At 49.2% G+C, this 25,267-nt stretch carries 22 protein-coding genes and 5 tRNA genes; 4 read left to right on the plus strand and 23 right to left on the minus strand.

Features of this window, described 5'->3' with window-relative positions; all coding sequences use genetic code 11:
• Positions 1 to 7 precede the first annotated feature (7 nt).
• From tuf to L5462_RS03510, 19 genes are all read right to left on the minus strand, one after another.
• The gene (tuf, locus tag L5462_RS03420; protein WP_013296239.1) at positions 8 to 1,249 is read right to left on the minus strand and encodes a translation elongation factor EF-1 subunit alpha; all 1,242 of its coding nucleotides are present in this window, start codon (positions 1,247 to 1,249) and stop codon (positions 8 to 10) included.
• Between the two features lie 110 nt (positions 1,250 to 1,359).
• Entirely contained in the window at positions 1,360 to 3,552 is a 2,193-nt protein-coding gene (locus L5462_RS03425) for an elongation factor EF-2 (RefSeq protein WP_237779398.1), read from the minus strand.
• 17 nt (positions 3,553 to 3,569) lie between these two features.
• Entirely contained in the window at positions 3,570 to 4,130 is a 561-nt protein-coding gene (rpsG, locus tag L5462_RS03430; protein WP_013296237.1) for a 30S ribosomal protein S7, read from the minus strand.
• A 5-nt stretch (positions 4,131 to 4,135) separates the two neighbouring features.
• A complete protein-coding gene (locus L5462_RS03435) occupies positions 4,136 to 4,561 on the minus strand; it encodes a 30S ribosomal protein S12 (protein ID WP_237779399.1) in 426 nt (141 codons plus the stop codon).
• 21 nt (positions 4,562 to 4,582) lie between these two features.
• Entirely contained in the window at positions 4,583 to 5,014 is a 432-nt protein-coding gene (locus L5462_RS03440; RefSeq protein WP_013296235.1) for a NusA-like transcription termination signal-binding factor, read from the minus strand.
• Between the two features lie 6 nt (positions 5,015 to 5,020).
• Entirely contained in the window at positions 5,021 to 5,317 is a 297-nt protein-coding gene (locus tag L5462_RS03445; protein ID WP_013296234.1) for a 50S ribosomal protein L30e, read from the minus strand.
• A 10-nt stretch (positions 5,318 to 5,327) separates the two neighbouring features.
• Complete coding sequence (gene rpoA2 / locus L5462_RS03450; RefSeq protein ID WP_237779400.1) at positions 5,328 to 6,683, minus strand: DNA-directed RNA polymerase subunit A''; 1,356 nt, start codon at positions 6,681 to 6,683, stop codon at positions 5,328 to 5,330.
• Positions 6,684 to 6,692: 9 nt separating this feature from the next.
• Positions 6,693 to 9,305, minus strand: a complete 2,613-nt coding sequence (gene rpoA1 / locus L5462_RS03455; RefSeq protein ID WP_237779401.1) for a DNA-directed RNA polymerase subunit A' — start codon at positions 9,303 to 9,305, stop codon at positions 6,693 to 6,695.
• A gap of 38 nt (positions 9,306 to 9,343) precedes the next feature.
• Positions 9,344 to 11,155, minus strand: coding sequence for a DNA-directed RNA polymerase subunit B (gene rpoB / locus L5462_RS03460; RefSeq protein ID WP_237779402.1), 1,812 nt, complete (start codon positions 11,153 to 11,155; stop codon positions 9,344 to 9,346).
• Between the two features lie 23 nt (positions 11,156 to 11,178).
• On the minus strand, positions 11,179 to 12,723 hold the full coding sequence (locus L5462_RS03465) for a DNA-directed RNA polymerase subunit B'' (RefSeq protein ID WP_237779403.1): 1,545 nt from the start codon (positions 12,721 to 12,723) through the stop codon (positions 11,179 to 11,181).
• A 59-nt stretch (positions 12,724 to 12,782) separates the two neighbouring features.
• Entirely contained in the window at positions 12,783 to 13,016 is a 234-nt protein-coding gene (locus L5462_RS03470; RefSeq protein ID WP_013296229.1) for a DNA-directed RNA polymerase subunit H, read from the minus strand.
• 42 nt (positions 13,017 to 13,058) lie between these two features.
• A tRNA-Lys gene (locus L5462_RS03475) sits at positions 13,059 to 13,132 on the minus strand.
• 8 nt (positions 13,133 to 13,140) lie between these two features.
• Positions 13,141 to 13,212: transfer RNA gene (locus L5462_RS03480), tRNA-Asp, on the minus strand.
• A gap of 128 nt (positions 13,213 to 13,340) precedes the next feature.
• Positions 13,341 to 13,413: transfer RNA gene (locus tag L5462_RS03485), tRNA-Tyr, on the minus strand.
• A 44-nt stretch (positions 13,414 to 13,457) separates the two neighbouring features.
• Positions 13,458 to 13,532: transfer RNA gene (locus L5462_RS03490), tRNA-Pro, on the minus strand.
• Positions 13,533 to 13,539: 7 nt separating this feature from the next.
• Positions 13,540 to 13,613: transfer RNA gene (locus L5462_RS03495), tRNA-Thr, on the minus strand.
• A 91-nt stretch (positions 13,614 to 13,704) separates the two neighbouring features.
• Complete coding sequence (locus tag L5462_RS03500; RefSeq protein ID WP_237779404.1) at positions 13,705 to 14,925, minus strand: phosphoglycerate kinase; 1,221 nt, start codon at positions 14,923 to 14,925, stop codon at positions 13,705 to 13,707.
• A gap of 10 nt (positions 14,926 to 14,935) precedes the next feature.
• Complete coding sequence (tpiA, locus tag L5462_RS03505) at positions 14,936 to 15,604, minus strand: triose-phosphate isomerase (protein WP_237779506.1); 669 nt, start codon at positions 15,602 to 15,604, stop codon at positions 14,936 to 14,938.
• Positions 15,605 to 15,788: 184 nt separating this feature from the next.
• On the minus strand, positions 15,789 to 16,451 hold the full coding sequence (locus tag L5462_RS03510) for a transglutaminase domain-containing protein (protein WP_237779405.1): 663 nt from the start codon (positions 16,449 to 16,451) through the stop codon (positions 15,789 to 15,791).
• Between the two features lie 575 nt (positions 16,452 to 17,026).
• On the opposite strand from L5462_RS03510, the gene twy1 reads away from it, so the two are divergent.
• The 3 genes from twy1 (at position 17,027) to L5462_RS03525 (ending at position 20,153) form a co-directional block, all read left to right on the plus strand.
• The gene (gene twy1, locus L5462_RS03515) at positions 17,027 to 17,938 is read left to right on the plus strand and encodes a 4-demethylwyosine synthase TYW1 (RefSeq protein WP_237779406.1); all 912 of its coding nucleotides are present in this window, start codon (positions 17,027 to 17,029) and stop codon (positions 17,936 to 17,938) included.
• A 130-nt stretch (positions 17,939 to 18,068) separates the two neighbouring features.
• Positions 18,069 to 18,929: a DUF1002 domain-containing protein gene (locus L5462_RS03520; RefSeq protein ID WP_237779407.1), complete on the plus strand. Its 861-nt coding sequence runs from the start codon at positions 18,069 to 18,071 to the stop codon at positions 18,927 to 18,929.
• Between the two features lie 138 nt (positions 18,930 to 19,067).
• A complete protein-coding gene (locus tag L5462_RS03525; RefSeq protein WP_237779408.1) occupies positions 19,068 to 20,153 on the plus strand; it encodes a hypothetical protein in 1,086 nt (361 codons plus the stop codon).
• A gap of 60 nt (positions 20,154 to 20,213) precedes the next feature.
• Here L5462_RS03525 and L5462_RS03530 read toward each other — a convergent pair whose 3' ends face one another.
• Positions 20,214 to 20,594 (minus strand): 4Fe-4S dicluster domain-containing protein, encoded by a 381-nt coding sequence (locus L5462_RS03530; RefSeq protein WP_237779409.1) that lies wholly within the window; start codon positions 20,592 to 20,594, stop codon positions 20,214 to 20,216.
• Between the two features lie 5 nt (positions 20,595 to 20,599).
• Positions 20,600 to 22,969, minus strand: a complete 2,370-nt coding sequence (locus L5462_RS03535) for a 4Fe-4S dicluster domain-containing protein (protein ID WP_237779410.1) — start codon at positions 22,967 to 22,969, stop codon at positions 20,600 to 20,602.
• Between the two features lie 63 nt (positions 22,970 to 23,032).
• Here L5462_RS03535 and cdhB point away from each other — a divergent pair, with 63 nt between their 5' ends.
• Positions 23,033 to 23,542 (plus strand): CO dehydrogenase/acetyl-CoA synthase complex subunit epsilon, encoded by a 510-nt coding sequence (gene cdhB / locus L5462_RS03540; protein WP_237779411.1) that lies wholly within the window; start codon positions 23,033 to 23,035, stop codon positions 23,540 to 23,542.
• 66 nt (positions 23,543 to 23,608) lie between these two features.
• On the opposite strand, the gene sucC is transcribed toward cdhB, so the two are convergent.
• Positions 23,609 to 24,709 carry an ADP-forming succinate--CoA ligase subunit beta gene (gene sucC / locus L5462_RS03545; protein ID WP_237779412.1) on the minus strand — a complete coding sequence of 367 codons (1,101 nt, stop codon included), beginning with the start codon at positions 24,707 to 24,709 and terminating at the stop codon, positions 23,609 to 23,611.
• Positions 24,706 to 25,266 (minus strand): 2-oxoacid:ferredoxin oxidoreductase subunit gamma, encoded by a 561-nt coding sequence (locus L5462_RS03550; protein WP_237779413.1) that lies wholly within the window; start codon positions 25,264 to 25,266, stop codon positions 24,706 to 24,708. Before L5462_RS03550 ends, sucC begins: the two co-directional genes overlap by 4 nt.
• Position 25,267 lies beyond the last annotated feature (1 nt).

Consider the following 25,267-nt stretch of genomic DNA (forward strand, 5'->3'; position numbering starts at 1 on the left):
ATGGGGTTTATTTGGCTGGTACAAGGTCTATACACATTCCAGCAGCCACTGTCTGTCCCATGTCCCTTATGGCGAACCTTCCCATGTGTGGGATGTCCTTTATCTTTTCAATGACCAGTGGCTTGGTTGGTTTGACCTTCACTACAGCAGCGTTACCTGTTTTGAGGAAGTCAGGGTTTTCCTCTTCAACCTGACCTGTTGCAGGGTTCATTTTCTGCACAAGTTCAAGGAATGTGCAGGCAACCTGTGCTGTGTGGCAGTGGAATACAGGTGTGTAACCGACTGTTATGACACCTGGGTGCTGGAGAACGACTATCTGTGCGGTGAACTCCTTGGCAACCTTTGGTGGGTTGTCCAGGTGTCCTGCAACGTCTCCCCTTCTGATGTCGTTTTTACCTACACCCCTGACGTTGAAACCTATGTTGTCACCGGGCTCTGCCTGGTCGATCATCTCGTGGTGCATCTCGATGGACTTGACCTCTCCACTGACACCTGCTGGTTCAAATATGACGTTTTCACCCTTCTTGAGTGTACCTGTCTCCACACGTCCAACAGGAACTGTACCCACACCTGTGATGGAGTAGACGTCCTGTATGGGTATCCTCAGTGGAAGGTCCACAGGTTTTTCAGGTGCTTCAAGTTCGTCTAGTGCTTCAACGAGTGTTTTACCCTTGTACCATGCTGTGTTGTCGCTCTTGGTTGTTATGTTGTCACCCTCGAAGGCTGAGAGTGGTATGAATTCAACGTCGCTTGGCTTGTAACCAACTGTTTTGATGAGGGCTGCAACCTCATCCTTGAGGGCGTTGAATTTTTCTTCGTCGTAGTTAACGAGGTCCATCTTGTTGATGGCCACTATGAGCTGGTTTATACCCAGTGTCCTTGATAGGAAGACGTGCTCCTTGGTCTGGGGCATTACACCGTCGTCAACTGCCACCACAAGGACTGCGGCGTCTGCCTGGGATGCACCTGTAATCATGTTCTTAACGAAGTCACGGTGTCCAGGGCAGTCCACGATGGTGAACTCGTACTTGTCTGTTTCGAATTTTGCGTGTGCAAGGTCGATTGTAACTCCCCTTTCCCTTTCTTCGGAGAGCCTGTCCATGACGAACCTGAACTTGTCCTCACCGTCAGCCAGCTGCTGCTCGGCGATTGCCCCTGCCTGGAGGAGCAGGTGTCCCACTAATGTGGATTTTCCGTGGTCTACGTGTCCAATAAACGCCAGGTTCATGTGTTCTTTTTCTTTAGCCATATTATACCTCCATATGTGATGATTTAGCCTGATCTAGATTCAACACCTACACGTGTTGTTTGTCTAAGGTAATTTCCTATATTCCTTTTAATTATATAAGTTTAATGGGGTTAACCCAGGTAGTGGTCTGCCCTGTATGGCTCAGGACTTAGACCCTTCCTGGTCCTCACTTCCCTTATTATTGTGTGCTGCAGTTCATTTGGCAGCTTCTCGAATCCAGCGTTCTCTGTTGACCAGAGGCATCTTCCCTCGGTGGCTGACCTGATATCCCCTGCGAATCCGAACATCTCTGCCACAGGCACCACGGATTCAACGGTTACCATGTCACCCTCCTGGGTCATGTTGACGATCTGCCCGCGCCTGTTCTGTATTTCACGGGTTGCGCTTCCCATGTAGTCCTGGGGCACGTTGATGAACACCTTCTGTATGGGTTCAAGCACCGTGGGCTCGGCAGACATCATGGCACCGAATATACCCTTCCTTATGGCGGGTAAAACCTGGGCCGGACCCCTGTGGACTGCGTCCTCGTGGATCTTGGCGTCCATGAGCTTTATCTTAACACCCATAACCTTTTCCTTGGCTATGGGGCCGTTGTCCATTGCGCTCTCGAAACCATCAAGGAGGAGCTCCTTGATCTCGTCGAGGTACTGGATACCACGGGTCATGTTGATGAAGAGGTTCTTCTCATAGACGTCCCAGACCCTTCTGGCCTCTTCCTTGTCCATACCTGCATCTATGAAGTTCTTTGCCATCTCCTTACCCTTGACGCGGCCCTCCTTTATCTTACCTTCCTGTATTGCCTGCATCACTGATTCTTCGACAGGTTCAATTTCTATGTAGAATCTGTTGTGCTTGTTGGGTGATTTACCCTCAACTGGCCCTGCGGTTCCTGAAACCGTTTCCCTGTACACCACTATGGGCTCTGAGGTCTCTATCTCAACACCCTTCTCGTTTATCCTGTAGGCTATGATCTCAAGGTGAAGTTCACCCATACCTGAGATGAGGTGCTCACCGGTCTCCTCGTTGATCTCAACCCTTACTGTTGGGTCCTCCTTACCAACCTGCCTGAGGACCTCTATGAGCTTTGGAAGGTCCTTTGTATTCTTTGCCTCAACTGCAACTGTAACCACAGGTTCGGATATGTGTTCGAGGCCTTCGAAGGCCTTTATCTTCCTTCCTGTGTCGCAGATGGTTTCACCTGCAACAGCGTTTTTGGCACCTGTTATTGCGACTATGTTACCTGCTGGAACCTTATCGGTGTTGACCCTCTCAGGGCCCATGTAGACACCGACCTGCTGGACACGTGCCTTGCTGTGTGAACCAACAAGGAAGACCTCGCTTCCCTTCTCTATTGTACCACCGTAGACACGTCCGGTTGCAACTTCCCCTGCATGTTTGTCTATACTGACATCTGTAACCATAACCGCAAGGGGACCATCGGGGTCTGTTTTGAGCATGGCCTGCCCTTCCTCGCTCTCAAGGTCCCCGGACCATATTATGGGCACCCTGTATGCCTGGGACTTGGCAGGGCTTGGCAGGTGCTCAACCACCATTCCAAGGAGCACCTGGTGGAGGGGTACCTTCTGGGCGAGTTCCTTCTGGTTGTCATCCTTACAGTACTGGTAGATGTCGTTGAAGTTTATACCTGTCTCCTGCATTATCGGGACATTTATGGCCCAGTTGTGATATGCTGAACCGAAGGCAACGCTTCCATCCTCCACACGGACCTGCCACTTGTCCCTGAATTCCTCAGGGGCCATGTTCTTGATGAGTTTGTTTGCGTTGGCAATGATCTTTATGAACCTCTCCTGGAGCTCACTGGCGTCCAGTTTGAGTTCATTTATGAGCCTGTCAACCTTGTTGATGAAGAGGACGGGCCTCACATTTTCCTTGAGGGCCTGTCTAAGCACGGTTTCTGTCTGGGGCATTATACCCTCAACTGCGCATACGACAACAACAGCACCGTCCACAGCCCTCATGGCCCTTGTAACGTCACCACCAAAGTCCACGTGACCGGGGGTGTCTATGAGGTTGATGAGGTATTCTTCTCCGTCATAGGAGTGGACCATTGAAACGTTTGCCGCGTCAATGGTGATACCCCTTGCCTGTTCCTGTTCGTCGAAGTCAAGGAAACGCTGATCCCCTGCCAGTTCGGCGGAGATCATCCCTGCACCAGCCAGGAGGTTGTCTGAGAGGGTTGTTTTACCATGGTCGATGTGTGCCACTATACCGATGTTACGGATATATTCCGGCTGGTACATGAGCTCCTTAATCTTGCTAATCATTTTTGCACGTCTGCTCACTAAAACCACCTGTAAGTTTAATGTGCGGATCTGGCTATCCTTTCTTTCTCTTCCTTCTTCTGGATTGCGAAGCTTCTGGTGTCGTACTCTGCAGCCAGCATTATCTCGTTTGCCAGGCACTCCTCTATGGATTTCTTGTTCTTGAATGCCGCCTGCATTGCACCCTTGGTTATGAATCCGAGGGACAGGTCCACCCTTCTCTGTGGGGATATGTCAACCGCAACCTGGTAACCTATACCACCGTACTTGATCCTTGTGGTCTCCTCCCGTGGGGAGGTGTTTTCAACGGCCTTTACAAGGATCTGGACCGGGTTCTCCTTGGTCCTCCGGTTTATGATTTCAAAGGCTTCCTTCACTATCTTATAGGCCTTGTTCTTTTTACCTGAGTTCCTCTCGGTCCTCATAACCTTGTTTATCAGTCTCTCAACTATTGAAACCTTTGATTTTGCAAACTGCCTCTTAACGTGTCTTCCCATTGTGTGGGGAACCAGGATACTGTCAAGGCATATGTACTTTGCGAGGCCCATATCCTCAACCTTGACTTCCTCAAGTTCCCATTTATCAAAAACTAAACTCATAAGGATTACCTCACAGGTTTTTCTATTTTCCCTTTAACCATTTCCTGCAGGGACACATTGTTGACCTTTGTAACCTTCCACCTGACACCGGGAATATCACCCATGGACCTTCCTGATGGTCCACCAATACCCTCAACAATGACCTCATCGTGTTCATCAATAAAACCAATAGCGCCGTCTCCAGGTGCGAAGGCCGTGATCTGTTTACCGTTTTTGATTAACTGGACCCTCACACATTTCCTTATTGCTGAGTTTGGCTGTTTTGCCTCTATACCCACCTTCTCAATCACTATACCCCTTGCCTGGGGTGCGCCTTCAAGGGGGTCAGCCTTAACATCAAGGCGGAGTGATCTCCTCTTGTAGTGGGTGTCTTTCCATCTGAATTTCTGCCTCTTGCTTTTGAGTTTTTTTGCTGCGAATAATCCTGGCAAATAAGATTCCTCCTATAAGATTTATTTTATTATAATATTGCTTATGTTGTGCTGTCTTCTGGCCAGTAACCTGGCCCTCTCAATGTTCTGTCCGCCGCGTCCAATGGCGATTCTCTTATTCTTTGGATCGGTTTCCACTGTGGCTATCTTTTCACCGTTTTCCTTCTGGAGTATCCTGATGCTCCTTATCTTGGCGGGCGCCATGAGGTTCTTTATGAACTCCACGGGGTCACTGGAGTGTTCGATTACCTCAACACCCTTGTCGAGCGCCTTCTGAACCTTGGCCACTGTACTTCCCTTTTTACCGATGGCAAGGCCCATATCACCCTTTTTCACGAGGAATGTTACCTTGCCGTTTTCGTCATCCACAATGCAGTCCTTCACCATTGCACCGGTCATGCTCTCAAAGAGTGCAATGTATCTTATCTCGTTTGTGGTAAATTTGATGGTCACAGCAACCTACCCCACCATTTCCAGTATTGTTGAATCACCCGGGTCCTGGATTAAGAGCGCCCCCACTGTGAAGGGTTTACCGCAGACAGATCCCAGTTCAACGCTGGTGCCCTCATGGGTGTAAACCGGAATATCTGATAGCTCTGCATAGTATTCTATGTCCTCTCTGAGGTCCTCTGGAATGTTACTGGCCATTACCACCAGCTTACCCTTACCCAGTTTGAGGCCCTGAATTGTCCTCTTTGATCCAAGGATAACATTACCAGTATCTACAGCCACTCGTATTCCTCTATCTATGTCCATCTACTGCCTCCTATTTTCTTTCTTTCATCACAACACTAACGGAACCTGTACCGAGAGGTATAGGCTGTCCTATAATAATGTTCTCTATGATACCAGTGAGATGGTCCACCTCTCCCCTGATACTTGCTCTCAGAAGGTGCTTACCTGTTTCCTCAAAAGAAGCCCTTGCAAGAACGCTTGCCTTTTCACCGCTTATACCATGTCTTCCAATGGATTTAACAGAACCATCAGCAGTCATCATATCTGCAACAAGCATTATGTGACGTATGTCCACTGTGAGACCCTGCTCCTCCATGGTTCTCTTTGCTTCGTGTATTATTGCGTTTCTCGCTGCTTCTATGCCCAGAACGGTTTCTATTTCGTGTATGTCGTTTGTCGTCGTCCGGACCTTATCCACACCCTCTTCTTTAAGAACAGCTCCAAGGTTTGAACCCTCTGTATGGATTACCCATTCATCATCCTCTTTACGGATAACCACCTTTCCTATATTTTTAACCCCGCTTATCTGGAGTTTCCTCACCTTATCAGCCAGTAACCTGAGCTCCCTTATGGTGGGTTTCTGGGGTTCAAATCTCAGTATGCTGTTATCTATTTCTACTTTCTTAAAAGTTTTTTCCACCTTTGCTATTATATCATCATATTCAAGGTGTTTTTCAAGGATCTTCTCCTCGTCCAGTTCTGCAACCACTGCCATATCTGCGTACTGGATGCTGAAGTTTTTGAGGACATCGTTGAGGGTGCTTTTACCTATCTTGTTGGCCTTTTTGCGCACAAATTCCTCATCATATCTGAGGTCACCCTCAAAGTAGATGCTCATGGTTGGTGTGGATATCTTCTTCCTGGCATCCACGATTTCGATGAGCCTTGGGAGACCCAGGGTAACGTTGAGTTCAGCCACCCCTGCGTAGTGGAAGGTACGCATTGTCATCTGGGTACCTGGTTCACCGACTGACTGGGCTGCAACTGTCCCAACCGCCTCACCTGCCTCAACCTTCGCCCTCTCATATGCCCTTCTGACCCTTCTTATGAGTTCATCCAGTTCATCGTCGCTTAGGTTATGTTTCTTAATTGCATCGGCTATTTCTTCAATGAGTCCCGGCGGAAACTTCGCCCTCTTCCTTTTAACAAGTTCCTGGACCTTCAGGATCCGCTGGTATTCGTCCTCAACGGCATCGAGGAGATCGTCTCCTTCAAGGCCCCGGTTTCTCTCTGAGATCCTGCTGAAGAGTCTCACCATTTCATAAAGATCCGCTTCCTTCAGTTTTTCCTCCTCAGCGATCCTGGCAACATATTCCATCACAGGATCTGGAAGCAGGATCCCGTTCTTTGAGGAGTAATCCTCTATTTTAGCTGTAATTTCCTGCACAGAATCACCTTACCCCTTTGATTTGAGCCTTATTTCCTCTACGAGTTTGTCGAGGTCCACGATCTTTCCGTAGTCGCTCTTGGCAGGGTCAACGCCGTCCTCACCGAATCTCGTCTGTATTATGACTCCCCTGTTGTCAACGACCTTCCCGTCCTCGTTGACTGTGAGGTCCTGGAGGGCGTTGACAAGACGCCTCTGCATGTAACCGCTCTGGGCTGTACGTATGGCTGTATCCACAAGCCCCTCTCTTCCCCCCATGGCGTGGAAGAAGAATTCTATGGGGTCTAGGCCCTCCTTGTAACTTGAGTGTACGAATCCGCGGGACTTGGCACCGAGTTCACCCCTCTTGAAGTGGGGAAGTGTCCTGTTATCGTATCCCCTGCTTATCCGGCCACCCCTCACTGACTGCTGCCCCACACAGGCTGTTATCTGTGTGAGGTTGAGCATTGACCCCCTTGCACCTGTGAGTGCCATTATTACTGCGTGGTTTTCATCCATGTCAAAGTAACTCTCTGCTATCTCCCCTGATTTGTCCCTGGCCTCACCCAGAACCTGCATTATCTTCATCTCCAGGGTTTCCTCAAGGCTTCTACCAGGGAGTGGTTCGAGTTCTCCGTTCTCGTAGGCCTCAATCAGCTGGTCAACCCGGGCCTCAGCGTTCCGCAGGTGGGCCTCTATCCTTTCACGGGCCTCTTCAGGGATCTCCTCATCGTTGGTACTTGTGGTGAAGCCCGCATGCATTATACCGGCAATGGCAAGTTTTGTTGCGGAGTCAAGGAATTTTCTGGCAGCATCGGTACCGTATTCCTTGACGATGTGGTCAAGTATTTTACCGGCGAATGCACCGTAGGCCTTCTCATCAATAACGCCTGATATGAGCTCCCCGTTCTCTATGACCACATAGGCATCGTTTTCACAGTCCATCTCAAGGCATTCCTCACATTTCCTGCATATCTCGGCCCGGTATACCATGTTGAGGTCATCAGGGAGGACCATGCTGAATATCTCCTTACCTGTCCAGTCACGACCCCTCCTGTCAGGTAGGGGCAGCCCCGCCTTCTTGAGGATCTGGAACACCTTATCCTCACTGAACACAGCCCTCTTCCTTGTAAGGAGATAGGCACCTGATATGTGGTCGTGTATCCCGCCGATGATGGGACCCCCGAACCTTGGGGAGAGTATGTGTTCCTGCACACGCATGAGTGTCTTGGCCTCCGCCCTTGACTCCTCGGTCTGGAATACGTGCATGTTCATCTCGTCCCCGTCGAAGTCTGCGTTGTATGGTGGGCAGACGCAGAGGTTCAGACGGAAGGTCTTGTAGGGGAGGACGCGGACCTCATGAGCCATCATGGACATCCTGTGGAGTGATGGCTGACGGTTGAACAGGACTATGTCACCATCCTTGAGGTGCCTTTCAACGATGTAACCTGGTTTCAGGTTCTCGAGGACAACATCCTTGGTCTCATTGTAGATCCTTATCTTGCGGCCGTCTGGCCTTATGACGTAGTTGGCTCCTGGGTGTACGTCGGGCCCATTTTCTATGTACTCCCTCATGCGGTCTATGTTCCATTCTGTAACGTAGACTGGTACTGTGACCTCCCTGGCTATGATCTCAGGGACTCCCACCTCGTTTATGCTTATGTTGGGGTCCGGTGAGATGACGGTACGGGCAGAGAAGTTAACCCTCTTACCTGAGAGGTTGCTCCTGAACCGCCCCTCCTTACCCTTGAGCCTCTGGGCAAGTGTCTTAAGGGGTCTGCCGGAGCGGTGTCTTGCAGGTGGGACACCGGAGGCCTCGTTGTCGAAGTAGGTTGTCACGTGGTACTGTAGGAGTTCCCAGAGGTCCTCTACGATTAGCTGGGGGGCCCCTGTCTCCATGTTCTCCTTGAGGCGCTGGTTTATCCTGAGGATATCAACGAGTTTGTGGGTCAGGTCGTCCTCTGATCTTTCACCGGTTTCAAGGGTTATCGATGGCCGTACAGTTACCGGGGGGACCGGGAGGACTGTGAGGACCATCCATTCGGGCCTTGCAACCTCGGGGTTGACTCCGAGGATGAGGGCGTCGTCGTCGGTTATCCTCTCAAGCCTTTCCCTAACCTCGCTGGGTGTTAGTTTGTAGTCACCCTCAACGATGGAGACCGGTTTATCCAGTTTTATTTCCTCCTGTTCCTCCTCACAGTGGGGGCACTTCTCGCGTCTGGCCTCGGTGTATATCTCCTTTATTATGGGTGTGAGGCTCTCCTCCTTCTCCATCGCCTCAAGTATCCGCTGTCTGTACTCTTCAATCTCCACCTCTGTGAGCAGGACCCTGCTGCATTTCCTGCAGATTGACCTGAGGATCTTGTGTATTGTATCCGCGAATCCCACGTGGATAACGGGTCTTGCAAGGTTTATGCTTCCAAAGTGCCCTGGGCACTCACCACCCTTGGCCCCGCATGTCCTGCACCTGAGGCTCGGGTCTATGACACCAAGCCTCGGGTCCATGAGTCCGTTCTCGATGGGGTACCCGTCCTCGTCATAGGTGTCCGGTGTCACGACCTGGGTAACGGACATCTTCCTTATATCCTCAGGGGACATGAGACCAAAATTTATCCGGGAAATTTTCTTTAAAATTCCTCTCAAGGTATTCTCTCCTTTGCTTTATTCCCTCAAATCCGTAATCATGCCTTGTCTTCCAGTATGAGTTTCGGGAAGATGCATAGACTCTTAAGCTCATCAAGGAGTAATTTGAAGGCGTATGATATCTCCACAGGGAATGACTCTGAGTCCTCACATATTGGACAGTACTTCTTATCCCTTATCTTGTCGTAGATTGCTATCATACCGCACTCGGTGCATACCAGTGCCTCGTATTTATCTGATTCATCAAGAAGCCTTTCCTTAAGGGCGAGTGCTGCTCCATGGGCAATCAGACAGTCCCTTTCCATTTCACCGAATCTGAGACCACCTTCCCTGGCCCTTCCCTCGGTTGGCTGTCTTGTGAGGACCTGCACAGGACCCCTTGATCTTGCGTATACCTTGTCTGTTGTCATGTGGTGGAGTTTCTGGTAATAGGCCACTCCTATGAATATCTCAGCCTCTATCCTTTCACCGGTTATTCCATTGTAGAGTGATTCCACACCGGCACTTTCAAATCCGTTGGCCCTGAGGGCCTTCTTTATGTCCCTCTCGTCCTCTCCGGTGAATGGTGTTCCGTCCACCCGGCGGCCCTCCATGCATGCGGCCTTACCTGCAAGCATCTCAAGGACCTGCCCCACAGACATCCTTGATGGTATGGCATGGGGGTTCACTATGAGGTCTGGCACAACACCGTCCTCTGTGAATGGCATGTCCTCCTGGGATACCATGAGGCCCACAACACCCTTCTGACCGTGCCTTGATGCGAATTTGTCACCGAGTTCTGGCTGCCTCTGTTCCCGCACCCTTATCTTGGCGAGTCTGCTACCCTCAACTGTTTCTGTTAGGAGAACAGCGTCAACTATACCCTTCTCCCCGTGCCGCACTGTTACTGAGGTTTCTCTTCTTCGTTCCGCCACTGTTCCGAACTCATCGATTTCCTCAAGGAACCTGGGTGGTGATGTTTTACCTATGAGGACGTCACCTGAGGATACCACTGCCTCGGGGTTTATTATGCCGTCCTCGTCAAGGTGCCTGTAGTCGCTCTCTGACCTGTAGCCCCTGACCCCCTTCTCAGGTATCTCGAAGCGGTCCTCCTGACCACCAGGGTACCTTCGCTCTGCGGCCTCGTAGGATCTGAAGAATGATGATCTTGCAAGTCCCCTCTCAAGGGATGCCTTGTTGAGTATCAGTGCGTCCTCCATGTTGTAGCCCTCATAGGACATTACAGCCACAACGAAGTTCTGCCCGGATGGCCTCTCATCGTAGCCAGTCACATCTATTATCCTTGTCTTGACTATGGGGACCTGGGGATGGTGGAGGAGGTGTGCACGTGTATCTGTCCTGAGGTCATAGTTGGATGCATAGAGACCAAGGGCCTGCTTGGTCATCCCTGCCTCCATGGTGTTCTTCGGGGATGAGTTGTGGTTTGCGAATGGAATGATACCTGCACATATACCAAGCATGGTGGAGGGGTCTATCTCAAGGTGGGTGTGTTCATCTGTAAGGTCCTCTGGACTCATTGCTATGTAGGCGTTTTCCTCTTCCTCAGCATCCAGATACTCTATTATGCCCTCCTTTATGAGGTCATCCCATTCCATTTCCCCTGCTTCAAGTTTTTCAAGGTGTTCATCCTTTAAAAGAGGTTCTCCGTCCTTTACAATGATAAGGGGTCTTCTGGCCCTTCCCGGGTCTGTGAATATGTATATCTCATGGTTTTCAGGGTAATGGGTTATGTTCATCTCAGGGGAGACCTCTCCGGATCTCCTCTTCTCCCTCATCTCCTGTACGAATTCTTCAGGGTTTTCACAGGTCCCTATAAGTTTCCCGTTAATGTAAATTTTGGTTTTACTCACTTAACAGCCTCCCGGTGGAAAAATTAGTTCAGAACCCCCATTTTTCTGATTACCTCCTCAACCTCCCTGGCATCTGAACCCTCTGATATCTTTGCAAGGAGGGCGAGGTTCTTAACAAGACCACAGTTTGGACCCTCAGGGGTCTCGTTGGGGCATATCTTACCGAACTGTGTTGGGTGAAGGTCCCTTGCCTCGAAGTGTGGCTGGCTCCTGCTGAGGGGGGAGACAACCCTTCTCATATGGGACAGTGTACCCATGTAACTTGTCCTGTCCAGGAGCTGGCTCACACCTGCCCTTCCACCAACCCAGTTACCTGTCGCTATGGCGTGTTTGAGGTTCTCTGTGAGGACATCTGACCTCACAGCCTGTTTGACTGAGGGCTCCTTACCCCTTGCAAGGCTTCTCTCCAGCTGGTAGCTCATGTCCCTGCTTAGACTTGTGAAGGCAACCCTGAGGAGGTCCTCCATGAGGTCACCTGAAACCCTGAGCCTCTTGTTGGTGTAGTGGTCCTTATCGTGGGGCTTTCGCTCACCGGATATAACCTGGAGGAGCATCTCGGTCATCTCAGCCAGATATATTGCCTTTTCCAGCCTCTTATCTGGTTCTGTTCCTATGTGGGGGAGGAGGTATCGGTCTATGACATCCTCAGCCCTTTTTATCCTGTAGTCCTCGGTCATGCCCTTGGCGACCCGGTTACCAATGTACCTTATGGCGCTCCTTACAAGGTACTCCCTTCTCTCCTCCTCATCCATTTTCTCCATTTCATCCTTTTTGAGGTTCAGCCTGTCCAGTGAGACCTGTATGTCGTCGGCCGCGATCATCTGGTAGTTGAAGTCATCTGATATGCTTGTTATGATGTCCTGGTCAGTTGCAAGTCCAAGGGCCCTTAGCAGTATCACCAGCGGGAGTTCGCCGGGAACGTATGGGAATGATATCCTGAGGAACACTCCGCTCTTCCTGGGCTTCCTGTATTCAAGGGATATCCTGGCCCTGAAACCACTCCTTATAGATGTGACTATCGCCCTTGCCCTGTTTTCATCCTCTTCCCCGATCCTCTCAAGTATTATCTTGTTCGGGGCTATTTCCTCCATGGTGACTATTGATCTCTCTGAACCGTTGACTATGAAGTAGCCGCCGGGGTCCGCGGGGTCCTCGCCCTTTTCAATGAGTTCATTTCTGCTGAGGCCATGCAGGTGGCATATCTCGGATTTCAGCATAACAGGCAGTTCACCGATGTAGACCTTTTCGAATTCTGTTTCAGGACCCCCCTCCTTTATGAGTCTCATCTCCAGGCTCATGTGGGCCGAGTAGGTTAAATTCCTGAGCCTGGCCTCTGTCGGGTATATCTTGCTCTTTGAGCCGTCTGCCTCCTTGATGAAGGGCTTTTCTATGCTTACCTTCCCTGTCTCCACACGGTACTTTCCCTGTTCCAGCTCTATGGGTTCGCTTGTGTCGATTATCTCCTGTATACGGTTACTCACGAAGTCATTGTAGGAATGTATGTGGTGGTCCACAAGGTCGTATTTATCAAAAAACGCGTCTACCAATCCCCATGCACTTTTTTTCATGGACTTCCTCCAAAACAAATTAGATGATCAGATTATGAGCTTACGGTTTACCCGAAAAATTAGTCCTGCACAAGTCTATAGGTAATGAATTCTTCGGCAGTTGGACTCTTACGGATTATTTTCACGATATCCCCCCTTTTAGCACCTATGGCCTTCACCACAGGGTCTGTTGTTTTTATTTTTGGAAGCTGTTCTGGATGCGCATCCAGTTCTTTCAGCACCCTTTTTGCTTCAGAATCATTTAAAACCACATGTTCCGGAACCAGATGGTGTTTCAAGATTTCCCTCTTCACAATTTAGTCCTCCAGATAAAAAGTCACCGTAAAATTAGATAGCGGGCCCGACGGGAATTGAACCCGCGACCACTTGGTTAAAAGCCAAGCACTCTGCCAGACTGAGCTACGGGCCCTGAAGGAACGCCCTGGCCGGGAATTGAACCCGAGTCGCGGGCTCGACAGGCCCGCATGATAGCCCCTACACCACCAGGGCAGGTCTCCAGAATGAGAGCATTACTGTGTTCTCTCGTTACCTGCATATATACTTTACTATTGCCGTATGACATACATGTTATGAGTTCTATTTTTCTAGTATTTAAAGCTTTCACACTGTTGGTGAAGTCCCGCCTGCCGGACTTGAACCAGCAACCCTCGGATCTACAGTCCGATGCTCTGCCAATTGAGCTAAGGCGGGTTGATATACATCATTGGGGGTGATGTATATTTAAGCTTTTTGGATGGGACCACCCGGATTTGAACCGGGGTCTCAGGCTCCCAAAGCCCAAAGGATCGACCAAGCTACCCTATGGTCCCCGTACGAAGCCCCGGACGGGAATTGAACCCGCGACCACGAGATTACAAGTCTCGCGCTCCACCAGACTGAGCTACCGAGGCATTTCCAATGTTAGTAACTACTCATTTATATAGTTTGTGGTTGATCCCGGGGGCACCATGGAGGGGAGGTTCAGCACCTCCCATTATGGGGTTAGTGGGGTGCGGACTCCTCAAGCACCCTCACAGCAGGCAGTTCTTCACCTGCGAGGAGACTTATACTGGCACCACCACCACTGCTTATGTGCCCTATCTTATCCTCAAAGCCCATTTTGGCAGCTGCAGCGGCAAGGTGGCCCCCACCTATTATTGAGAAACCCTCAGATGAGGAGATGGCATTGAGTATATCCTCGGTTCCTATGCTGAATTCAGGGTTTTCAAATACACCTGCAGGACCATTTGCAAACAGGGTTCTGGCCTCACGTATCCTCTCAGCATAAAGTTTTATTGTCTCCATACCTATATCCTGTATGGGGTGGTTGGGTATCCTTTTCACAGGCACATCCACACGTTTTCCATCCCGGCTGATTGCAACATCAATGGGAACCAGTATCTTCTCAGGGAACCTCTTTTTCAGCTTCTTCGCCACCTTTATGAAGTCACAGTAGCCCCTGTTTCTGATGAACTCCATGTTCACCTTCCCGATTTTAACACCACAGCCTGCAAGGAATATGTTGGCAACAAGGCCCGTTGTGAGTACAAGGTCTGCACTGCCATTTTCAAGGACATTCTTCATGACCATGATGGAGTCATCCACCTTCACACCACCCAGCACATAGACACAGGGTCTTTCAACATTTTCAAGGGCGCTCCTGAGTGTTCTGAGTTCACGCTCCATGACCCTCCCCGCCGCTGATGGTACCCGCAGGGCAAAGCCCACCAGTGATGGCTGTGATCTGTGGGCAGCTGCAAAGGCGTCGTTGATGAAGTAATCAATGAGGGGTGTGAGTTTCCTCACAAGGTGGGTTTCAGCCTGTTCCACAGGGTCCCTCTTAAGCACCTCCTCTGAGTAGAACCTTACATTCTCGAGGAGAAGTATCTCGCCGTTCCTGAGCTCTCTGATGTTCTCCCTTGCTGCGGATCCGAATATGTCCTCCACGTACCTGACAGGCCTTCCAAGTATCTCTGAGAGTTTATGGGAGTGCTGTTCAAGGGTTGTGAAGTCCTTCTTTCCTGGCCTGCTCTGATGGGCCATTATGACTGTCCTGGCACCCCTATCTGAAAGCTCCCTTATGGTTTCTGCATGGAGCCTCATCCTTGTGTCATCGAGTATTGAGCCGCTCTGGGGATCCACCGGCGAGTTTATGTCAACACGTACAAGAACAGTTTTCCCCTCAACCTCAAGGTCATCCATGGTTCTGAATCTGAAGGACACAGGATCACCGTCACACTTTGCTTACGAGGTCCAGGAGTGCGTCCCTGGGGCTTTCTGCGAGTATGATGCCCGAGGCAAGAAGAACACCCTCAGCCCCAAGGTCAAGGGCAGCCCTCATATCCTCACCGGTGGATATTCCCGCCCCACAGAGGACACTGACATCAGGGTTTATATCCTGCACTGCACTGACGCTTCCTGTTATGACCTCGGGTTCTGCCTTTGAAACAGGTATGCCTGACCCTATGAGTTCAGGGGGTTCAACAGCCACAAAATCGGGTTTAAGGGCTGCTGCGGCTGCTGTAGTGCTTACATTGTTGGTGCATACGACTGAAGCCATTTTAAGTTCCCTTGTTCTTGATATGACACCCTCAATGTCTGCAAGCTTCATCCTCTTCTCTGAGTGGTTTATGAGGGTACCTGCTGCCCCCGCCTCCAGGGCACATTCTGCAAGGACTCCTCCTGTGTGCCCCCCCGCGTCTATGGGGTCGATGTGCTGGGCCAGTACAGGTATATCCACGGCCTCAGCCACCCGCTGGAGGTCCATGTGCTGGGGTGCCACCGCGATGTTAACGCCTGTTTCATCTGCAACCTCCTGACAGGCACCTGCAAGTTCAAGGGCTCTTTTACCTGTGGACTCAATGTAGGTCTTAAAATTCAGTATGACGATAGGTGTTTCCATCAACTCCAAATCCTCCGGTATGATTCTGATGTTTCATAGGTATGGTTGATGTTTTATAAAAATATGCCATCCCTGGTTTTTTGCCGGGACTTTTCTTTTGGGAATAAAAAAGCAGGTAACAGATGATTTTTTCAGGCTTTCAGAGAAATTGCTACCGGGAATAAAAAAGGTAGTAAACATTATACTACATGTTGTAGGTCTGCACAACAGTCGTTGCGCGCCCACAGGTCGCAGTATAATGTTTACTTCCATAACGTTTGGTTACCAGTGACGGTTCAAAGCTGGTCCACCTTTCCTCGGAGTACACGTGCAGCCATCTGTGTCTTGATGATGCAGATGTGGCTCCCTGGACGACCTTCACCTTGTAGCCGTTTGCAGCAAGTTTCTTCGCTGCCCAGTCAGAGAGTCCCCAGCAGTCTCCGTATCCTGTCCTTTCAACACCCTCAGCGGTGTGAGGACCTCCTGATCGATGGTTGAAGTTTCTGTTGATGTATGATGCAAGTTTTTCAAGTCCCTCGTCACCCTGCAGATCATCCAGATCTTCGGAACTCGCTGCCCTGGTGTATGCCCTCTTGGAGGTTGTTGTGTAGGTTGCCTTTGTCCTGTACCTCTTGTGACTTGTGGTTTTATAGGTCGCCCTTGTCCTGTACTTCTTCTTTATTTTGGTGGTGTAGGTTGCCTTTGTCCTGTACTTCTTCTTTATCTTTTTCTTTGATTTGGCGTAGACCTTACTGTATTTCCTGTACTTTGAGGCCGCATCAACCTTTGGGGTGGATGCTGACTTTGTCTTTATCTTTTCGCCACCGGATTCCAGAAATTCCATCTGTCCAAATGGTATGGTACTCACTGCTACTGCAAGTGCAAGTAGAGCGAGGTAACGCGAGTGTCTCTTAATTTTACCGCCTCCGATGATGGCAGGCTATACCCGCCGGACCTTACCATGGACCTTAATCACATCAAGCATATATATAAACCTTTGTTTCCCGAATAAGACAAAAAGGCTTATATATGCCTTATTTCTGGATTTGGGAACATCTGGTAAAGAATTGACATTGGTCCCCCAATTCTTTTCTTAAATGTTTTATTTCACCCAAAAGGAAATTGTGGCGGCTTAAAAATGATTGAATGGCTTTTAAATCTGTTCAATAATTTTAGATAAAATATTCTCATTTCAAACGCTTCAAAACTCTTAAAACAGACTGAAAAGGCTTATGCGTATGAATGGAATTCTAAGAGACCGTTAAGGATCACAAATATTTAATATTGATATGCACACAGGTATTAATATTTCAGTTATGGAACATTTGTCTATCAGCTCATGTGACTCCCCATTCAGGATCAATCTTATAATAAAATTATATTACATAAATCAAAACGAAAATTAACATTGTATCAGCAAGGATCGTTTGAGATGGGTTGGCAATGTATGCGGAAGAATCTCAGAGAAGAATGGAAAAAATGGGATACCGTTTTGTAGGTGATAACAAACATTCAGCAGTTAAAACCTGCCTCTGGACAAAGAAAAGCTTAATCAATGAGGGAGTCTGTTACAAGGAGAAGTTCTATGGCATCAGAAGTCACAGATGCCTTCAGATGTCTCCCAGTGTACCCTTCTGCCAGCAAAAATGTCTTTTCTGCTGGAGGGACCTCTCCTCAACAGAAACAGCGTGGAATGGCCCCTATGATGAGCCGGCGGATATAATTGAGGGGGCGATTGAGGCGCAGAGGAAACTTCTCTGCGGTTACTTTGGCAATGAAAGGGCAGATAAGATAAAGGTCATGGAGGCCCAGGATCCCACGAATGCTGCAATATCCCTTGCAGGTGAACCCCTCCTCTACCCTGAAATGGATGGGCTTCTTGCAGAATTCCATAAGAGAAACTTCACAACATTCCTTGTAACAAACGGCCTTGCATCCACCAATCTTGAGGCACTCTCTGTTGAGCCAACACAGCTCTACATATCCCTTGACGCCCCCGACAGGGAAACCTATGAGAAACTCTGCAGACCCCAGGTCCCTGGTGCCTGGGATATTCTCAACAGATCCCTTGAACTCATACCATCCTTTAACTGCAGGAAGGTTCTGCGTATAACCGCTGTCAGGGACATCAACATGAAGAAACCCGAAATGTTCGCCAGGATGATAGAAGGGGCCCAGCCAGATTTTGTTGAGGTCAAGGCCTACATGTACATCGGGTACTCAAGGAAAAGGCTTGAAATTGACAACATGCCCCTCTTCTATGAGGTTCATGAATTTGCAGATAGCATTGCAGACAGCTGTGGAATGGAGATCGTTGACGAGTCAAGGGAAAGCAGGGTTGTTCTCCTGGCGTAGTTCATTATTTCTTTTGCTGTGGTTTTATATGGCGCGTATCATGCAATAAGAGAGCTTTTGATGCTGTTAGCCACAGATTAATACATATAAATATCTCCTCATGTATTAATTAATAACTGGAGGTATTGTTATGAGGCGACTTATCATTGCGCTTGTGATTGCATTCATGGTAACCGCACCGGTATTCGCGGTCTCAGGGTTCTCTGTGACACTCGGGGAGGCAACAGACAGCAACCCCTCATACCGGAATGCGGTGATGGACTACTTCAAGTCAAAGACAGATAAGGATATCAATAGCGCGAATATAAAGATTGTAACAGCATCTGAGGTGAATGAGGTCTCCAGGGGAGTTACAGGTCGTGTATATTCGCCATCACAGATACTATCCTGTGCCATGGTTGACCTCTCATACTCAGATGGAATCAAGGTATCTGTGGATACTGGTAAGATAAGGGTCGTGACCCCTGAGATGTATGCCAGTGCCCTCCGGTCATCTGGTATTGACCGCGGCTACGTGGTTGTAACATCCCCGGTCCCCGCCTCAGGAGAGGCAGCCCTTGCAGGAGTCCTGAAGTCATATGAGGTGGCTGTGGGTGAAAAGATACCTGAGGAGGCCAAAAAGGCATCTGTTGAGGAGATCTACCTCCAGAGCAGGCTTGTGAACGAAACCAATGCAACCGGTGATGAGGTGGCACAGCTCTTTGATGAGGTCAAGAACAGGACACAGGATCAGAACCTTCAGAACCCTGATGAAATAAAGAACATCGTCGTTGATGTTTCACAGCAGATGAATATCAACCTAACAGAAAATCAGGTTCAGCAGGTTGCAAATTCGGTTTCAGCATCTCAGAGGGTCCAGGGAAACCTCACGGAATTTAAACAGAGGCTTGAAAGTGTAAGTCAGCAGTTTGGAGGCTCGGGTATCCTTGATCAGATCTATGCATTTCTTCAGAGCATCTATGACTACATTGTGGGGATGACGTCCCCATAGGCTCTTTTTTGTTTATGGCCCGGTGATCGGGGGATGGCATCCTTTTAGTTACCTTCTTTGTCCATGGCTCGGTTCCATTAATTCAGATGGCCGCATCGGAGAATGATATATATTATAGGTTAATACAATATCCATATCATGTTTATAGCTCAGAATAACCTTCAGTTCATACTTGAAGTTGCAGTGATAATCCACGTCGGCATAATACTCCTCTTCAATGTTGTTGCAGTACCTCTGAGTCTTGTGATGTTCCTTGGAACGGTAATCACGGTTATACTGGCTCTCATATTCTCATTTGATGCCGCCTTTCTCCTCCTACCGTTCCTTTCACACCATGAGTTCACACATCCCTTTGGTCCATTCGCGGTTCTATTCTGGGTTACAATGGTGGCATCGTCAAATCTCCTCACAGAGGCAGGTATAAGGTCAACGTCGGTTAAGAAACTCTCTCTGTTCCTCTTCTTCATAATAGCCATTGCAGGGGGACTCATGCATCGTTCATTCCTGGTTTTATGGCTCCTTGGGTGGGCTTTTGGGTACTTGCTCATGTCAAAGAGTTTCAGGAGGAGCACAAGAATAACCAGAAAATCGGTTTTATCGTTCGTCCTTGCAGGTGCAGGGGCATTTGCACTGATGGAGTTCCTATCAAAGGTTCTACGTAAAAGTGTTCTAAGCCCAATGCTCAGGATCACAAGGCTCGAGGAGAACACCATCCCAAGCCTTTCGCTGGTACTTAAGAATACCATGTTCTGGGGTCATGTCCAGGGGTCCTGTTACTGGAAATCAGCCTGCCTGGGTGGCGCCGATGGTTACATCACACTTCCAGTCACCATGATACAGAACCTCGGGCTCCCCTACCACATATTCTATGGGGTTCTGGTTGTAAAGAAGGACTACATAGACTACATGCTGCCAGGGATATTCGCGGTGGCCTTTGATGCAGGTTTCTTTGGCCTGCTCTTCCTCCTTGCATGGGTCATGATAGTCACATTCTCTGGACTCAGGGTTCTTAAAAAATATCAGGAGCAGAGGCTCAACGGGAGCAGAATGTACCTGGGAAGGGAGGCCCTGCTCATAGGATCACTGGCGGCGTTCCTCTCACAGAGCCTCGTGGGTCTCTTTATATTCAACAGGTCCTTTAACTCATCGGCCCTGCTCACCTATATAATAATATCCGCCCTTGTAATGGCACATACCGTCACCGTGAAGAGGACCATTCAGTGATGTTTGCGATGACATGGTCCCCCTGTCATTCAACTCCCATGAGGCTGTGAAGAGGACCATTCAGTGATGTTTCTTGATTTCCACTCTGAGAAGACTGCTGGGGCATGCCTCAATACATGCCGGAATCAGAACGTCAGCATCAAGGCACAGGATGCACTTGTCTGCCATCAGATCTTCAAATATTATGCATCCTTCAGGACAGGCCTCAAGGCAGAGCCTGCATCCAACACACCTTTCAGGGTCAATAACAGGAATCTTATTTATTATCTTAACTGCACCAACCCTGCAGGCCCTTAAACAGGGGGCATCACTGCACTGTCTGCAGAACACCGGTTTTTCTGTGTACTTCATTTTTTTCTTACCGTGAACCTGCTGGCAGGCCCTGACACAGAGGCCACAGCCTGAACACATCAGTTCGTTCTTGATTACTATTCCACCCATGGGATTCACCTGATTATTGTGGGCTCCTTTACCGGCTCACGTGGCCTCCAGTTCTTTTCCCTCAGTATCTCCATTATCTCATCTTTATGCTTGTAGGGAATCTCCTTCTCATTCCTTACGAAGAGGTCAATATCTGCGGGTAAACCACCGTAATATTTCAGGTGGAGGTCAACGTAATTGCTGAGCTTCACCATTCGCCCTCTGGGGGTGTCGTTGGGTCTTATGCACATCTTTGAAGCCATTACAAGGCATTCATTGATACTCTCTGCTGCGTAGGTTAGGTGGGGTGGGGCTGGTTCAGATGGGACCATGCTGTCATCAGCCCTGTCCCTTATCACCCTTGGGCTGGATTCACCCAGGTAAAGCCTGCGGTACTTTGATGCATGGGGTCCGAGAACTGCGGGTATACCCCACCTGTTTGCACCTGTGACTATTGCAAATGCCTTCTGGGACATGGCACCCCATCCTATCACACAGACACCTATCCGGTTGAGTATGTAATCTGCTATTTCAACGGTGTTCCCCTTCATGGGCACCCTTGCGAATATATTCGCTATTTTTATGGCGCTTCCAATTGCATGGGAGTTCCCGACACATGGTCCGAGGTTGAGGAGCCCTCCCCTGTCGAAGTCTCCAGGGTATTTCTCATAGAGTGTTCTGCCCTCATCATCATGTGAGAGAGCTATATCCATGGCTGCACATCCTGCTGCAAGTACTATATAGCCCCTCTTAAGAAACTCCTCAGCAATTATCTGCACATCCCTTTCACCTGAGGGGTAGTTGGAGCATCCTGCAAGTGATATGACTCCTGGTATATCACCAAACACTATCGGGGCACCTACCCTCCTTATCTCTATATCCTGGACCGGTCCCCTGCCCGCCCTTATGAGGAATCTTTCAGGGGTTTCTCCACGTGATTCTCTTATGATATCCAGGATGGGCACTCCCACAGGGCACACCTCCATGCACCGGCCGCAGGCACTGCAGCCTTCATAGAGGGTCCTTATGGTGCGGAAGTCACCGTTCTTTGCCTCATTTATTGCCTCCATGATGGGTAGCATTGCCGGGCAGACACGGTTGCATTCTCCACAGAGTTCACAGTATTCCAGCACTGAATTCAGGTCAAGATCGTCCTGTTTTTTTGGTTTCCTGGATGGCGTGCAGTTTGAATCACAGGGTGAGCACCTCACACAGTTCACCCTGAAACGGTTTGATGTTTCGGGGTCCCTGCTACGGGTAAGCTGAAGTGCAAGGTTCACAGCGACCGTGGCAACCTTTTTTTCATCCTTTATAAGCACTCCTGGTATTTTTTCCTGCAGTATCCTGTTTATTATCCTGTAGGGGTTCTCTTCACTCATATCCTCAAGGCCCATACTGCATTTGTCACTTGTTGCGATCACAACCATCCCCATCTCACCGCACACCTCATATACATCTGACCGTATGCACTGTTCATCCAGTACAACAACATCTGGAATTCCTGATCTGAGGAATGTGAGCTGCCTTGATATGGGCCCAACTATCTTTGATGATTCTGAGTACCTGCCCATCTCCATGGCTGTGCAGCAGAGGCCACAGACCTCGATTTCCTCCTCAACACCGATATCCTCTGCGTAGTCTATTATCTCAGCTGAGGGCGCTATATTGTGTCCTATGCAGAGTATGACTGGTTTTGTACTGTCTATAACGTCCATTCCAATTTCCAGCATATGTGTATCTGCTTTACCTGTGGGGAGCCCATACTGGTTTATCTGTGCTATCTCAGCCACCTCAAGGGCCATGGTATCTAACATGCCGGCATGGAGGGCCTTTGACTCGAAATCGGTTACTTCCGCCTCCTGGCCGGTATGAACTGAGGCCATGAGATTTGTGAGCTCCCGTTCTATGTATGTCATTATCCTGTCGAGGTCCTCTGGTGTTTCAGGTTCTATACCAGTTACTGTGGTGGATATTGGTGTCTTTATATCTATTGAACTATCATAATGGAGTTCTGATGTGGGGTTTTTATCGATAAGGGTGTCCACCAGGTGCCTTGCATGGGCTGCATGGGCTGATGCACCTATAACTGCGGTTGATAGGGCCTCCCTTGCCTGCTGTTTCTCCAGGTTTATACCGCAGGCACCCTTCTTACCTAGAAGGTCGCATTTGCCGTAGGTGCACATGCAGCATAGGTCACAGAGGGGTGCATAGAATGGCTTGAAATAGGATAGGAGATTAAGGTCCCATTTTCTAAGCTCATCGTAATCCACAGATACCCTCTTACTCTCGTATGATTTTCTTTTGAGGTATTCGTCAATTTCACCGAATTCAAGGTGAAGTCCCTTAACATTTATTATATCCTTTGATGCTCTGGGCATGCTGTCACCATGTGCCATCAACTATAAATATCATTATTAATCATTATAATTGTAAAGGAAGTATTTAAATGTTGTGAAAGCATGACCGCATGGAACCCAGCTCTAACGTCAATAAGGAATGCAACCGTCATGCCCCCTGAAATGGTTGCATCGGCCATAAAAAAGTCTGAAAGACCACTTATGGTGGTGGGGTCACTGATAAATGACCTTCCACAGGATATAATGGACAGGATAGTTAAAATAATAAAAAAAGGAAAAATGGGGGTTGCTCTAACCGGAGGATCAAGTCTCAGGTTAAATGAACTGAGAAGGAAAAACATAATAGGGGTAATCGAACTTGTAAACAACCTCAAAGATCCTGAATGGGAGGGCTTCGATGGAAATGGCAACTATGACCTTGTATGCTTCATAGGTGTCCCCTATTACATAGGTTCACAGGGCCTTTCAACCCTCAAGGCCTTTGCACCTCACCTTAAAACAGTGACCCTCTGCAGATACATGCATCCAAATGCAGACATCTCATACCCCAGCATGGAGTACACGGAATGGCTCAGATGGCTCGATGAACTCATAGATGCCCTGGAGCAGTAGGTCATGGAAATTAATAGATGATGTGGTTTGATATTGCAGCCTGGTCATGAAAAATTAAATATTCTTTTAGAGGGCCTTTGATATTTCAACAGCCTTCTCAGCGGCCCTCTCAAGGGAGGTCTCAAAGGGAATCCCTGCATCGGTGAGGATCCTCTGTCCCTCCTCCTCATTGGTCCCGGTGAGCCTTATTACAAGGGGCACATCCCTCTCGGCATCCTTCAGGGCATTCACAACACCCCTTGCAACATCATCAGCCCTTGTTATACCCCCAAGAACATTCAGGAACACAACCTTCACATCAGGGTGGGATATTACCAGGTTTATGGCCCTCCTTATGATGTCCTCGGAGGCACCACCACCTATATCAAGGAATGTGGCGGGTTCGCCCCCCTTCAGTTTTATGAGGTCCATGGCGGTGAGGGTCAACCCGGCACCGTTCCCTATCACCGCAATATCACCCTCAAGTTTAACAAAGGCGAACTCCTCTGGTTCATACTCATCCAGTTCCATGAATTCACGGTGACGGTAGATGGAGTCATCATCCACCTCAAACTTTGCATCCGCTGCAATAACATCATCGCCTGAAAGTACAAGGGGGTTTATCTCGGCAAGCCGCGCATCATACTTCCTGAAGAGATGGTAGAGTTTCCATATCACAGCCCCCACCTTTGGTATGAGTTCACTTTCAAGGCCCATCTTCCTTGCGATCTCCCTCGCCTCATAGGGGAGGAACTCGTCAAGGGGATTTACATGGTAACGCACTATCTTCTGGGGGGATTTCGCTGCAAGATCCTCGATATCAACCCCACCCTCACTGCTTGCCATTATAAGGGGCATTCTGGCCGCACGGTCAACAGCGACACTCACATAGAATTCCCTGTCGATGGGGATCTTCCTTTCAACCAGGACAGATTTAACCTCCTCCCCCTTAACCCGGGATGCGAGGAGATCAGCAGCAACATCAGCCGCAGTTTCTGGTGTTGCAAACCGTATACCTCCAGCCTTTCCCCGACCACCGGTTAGGACCTGTGCCTTGATGGCCACCTCCGACCCCATATTCTCAGCGATCTCAGAGGCCTCCCCGGGGGTCCTGGCGACGGATCCATCGGGGACGGGTATGCCCTCGGTCCTGAAGAGTTCCTTGGCGCTGTACTCATAAAACCTCATTCATATCCCTCCATGATGAGCTCACGACCTGCCTGGAATGCCATGATGTTCTTTTCCTCAGTCCCGGGAGGCACACTGTTCTTTATGGCCTCCTCAGCGGCCCTTACACTTACAACGCCAGTGGCCTCTGTCAGGGCCCCTATCATCACCATATTGGCCACAATGGTTATACCAACCTTCTCCTCGGCTGTCCTTGTTGCAGGCGCACGGAAGTAATTGATGCTCCTTTCCCCTATAAAATCCTGGATTTCCTCCTCAATGACCATGTCCGGGTCAACGATGAGGGTCCCACCGGCTTTGAGATCGTCCATGTAGGTCAGAAGTGCCTGGTGTGACATTGCAACGAGTATGTCAGGGCTCTGGACCTTGGGGTAGTCTATCTCCTCATCACTTATAACAACCTCTGCCCTTGAGGCACCACCCCTTGCCTCGGGTCCATAGGACTGGGTCTGTACAGCGTAAAGGCCATCATATAAACTTGCAGCTTTACCCAGAACGATTCCTGCAAGTATAACCCCCTGACCACCGAATCCAGCAATTCTGATTTCCTTCCTCACT

Origin of the sequence: Methanothermobacter sp. K4 (assembly GCF_022014235.1) — an archaeon.
Lineage (GTDB): Archaea > Methanobacteriota > Methanobacteria > Methanobacteriales > Methanothermobacteraceae > Methanothermobacter.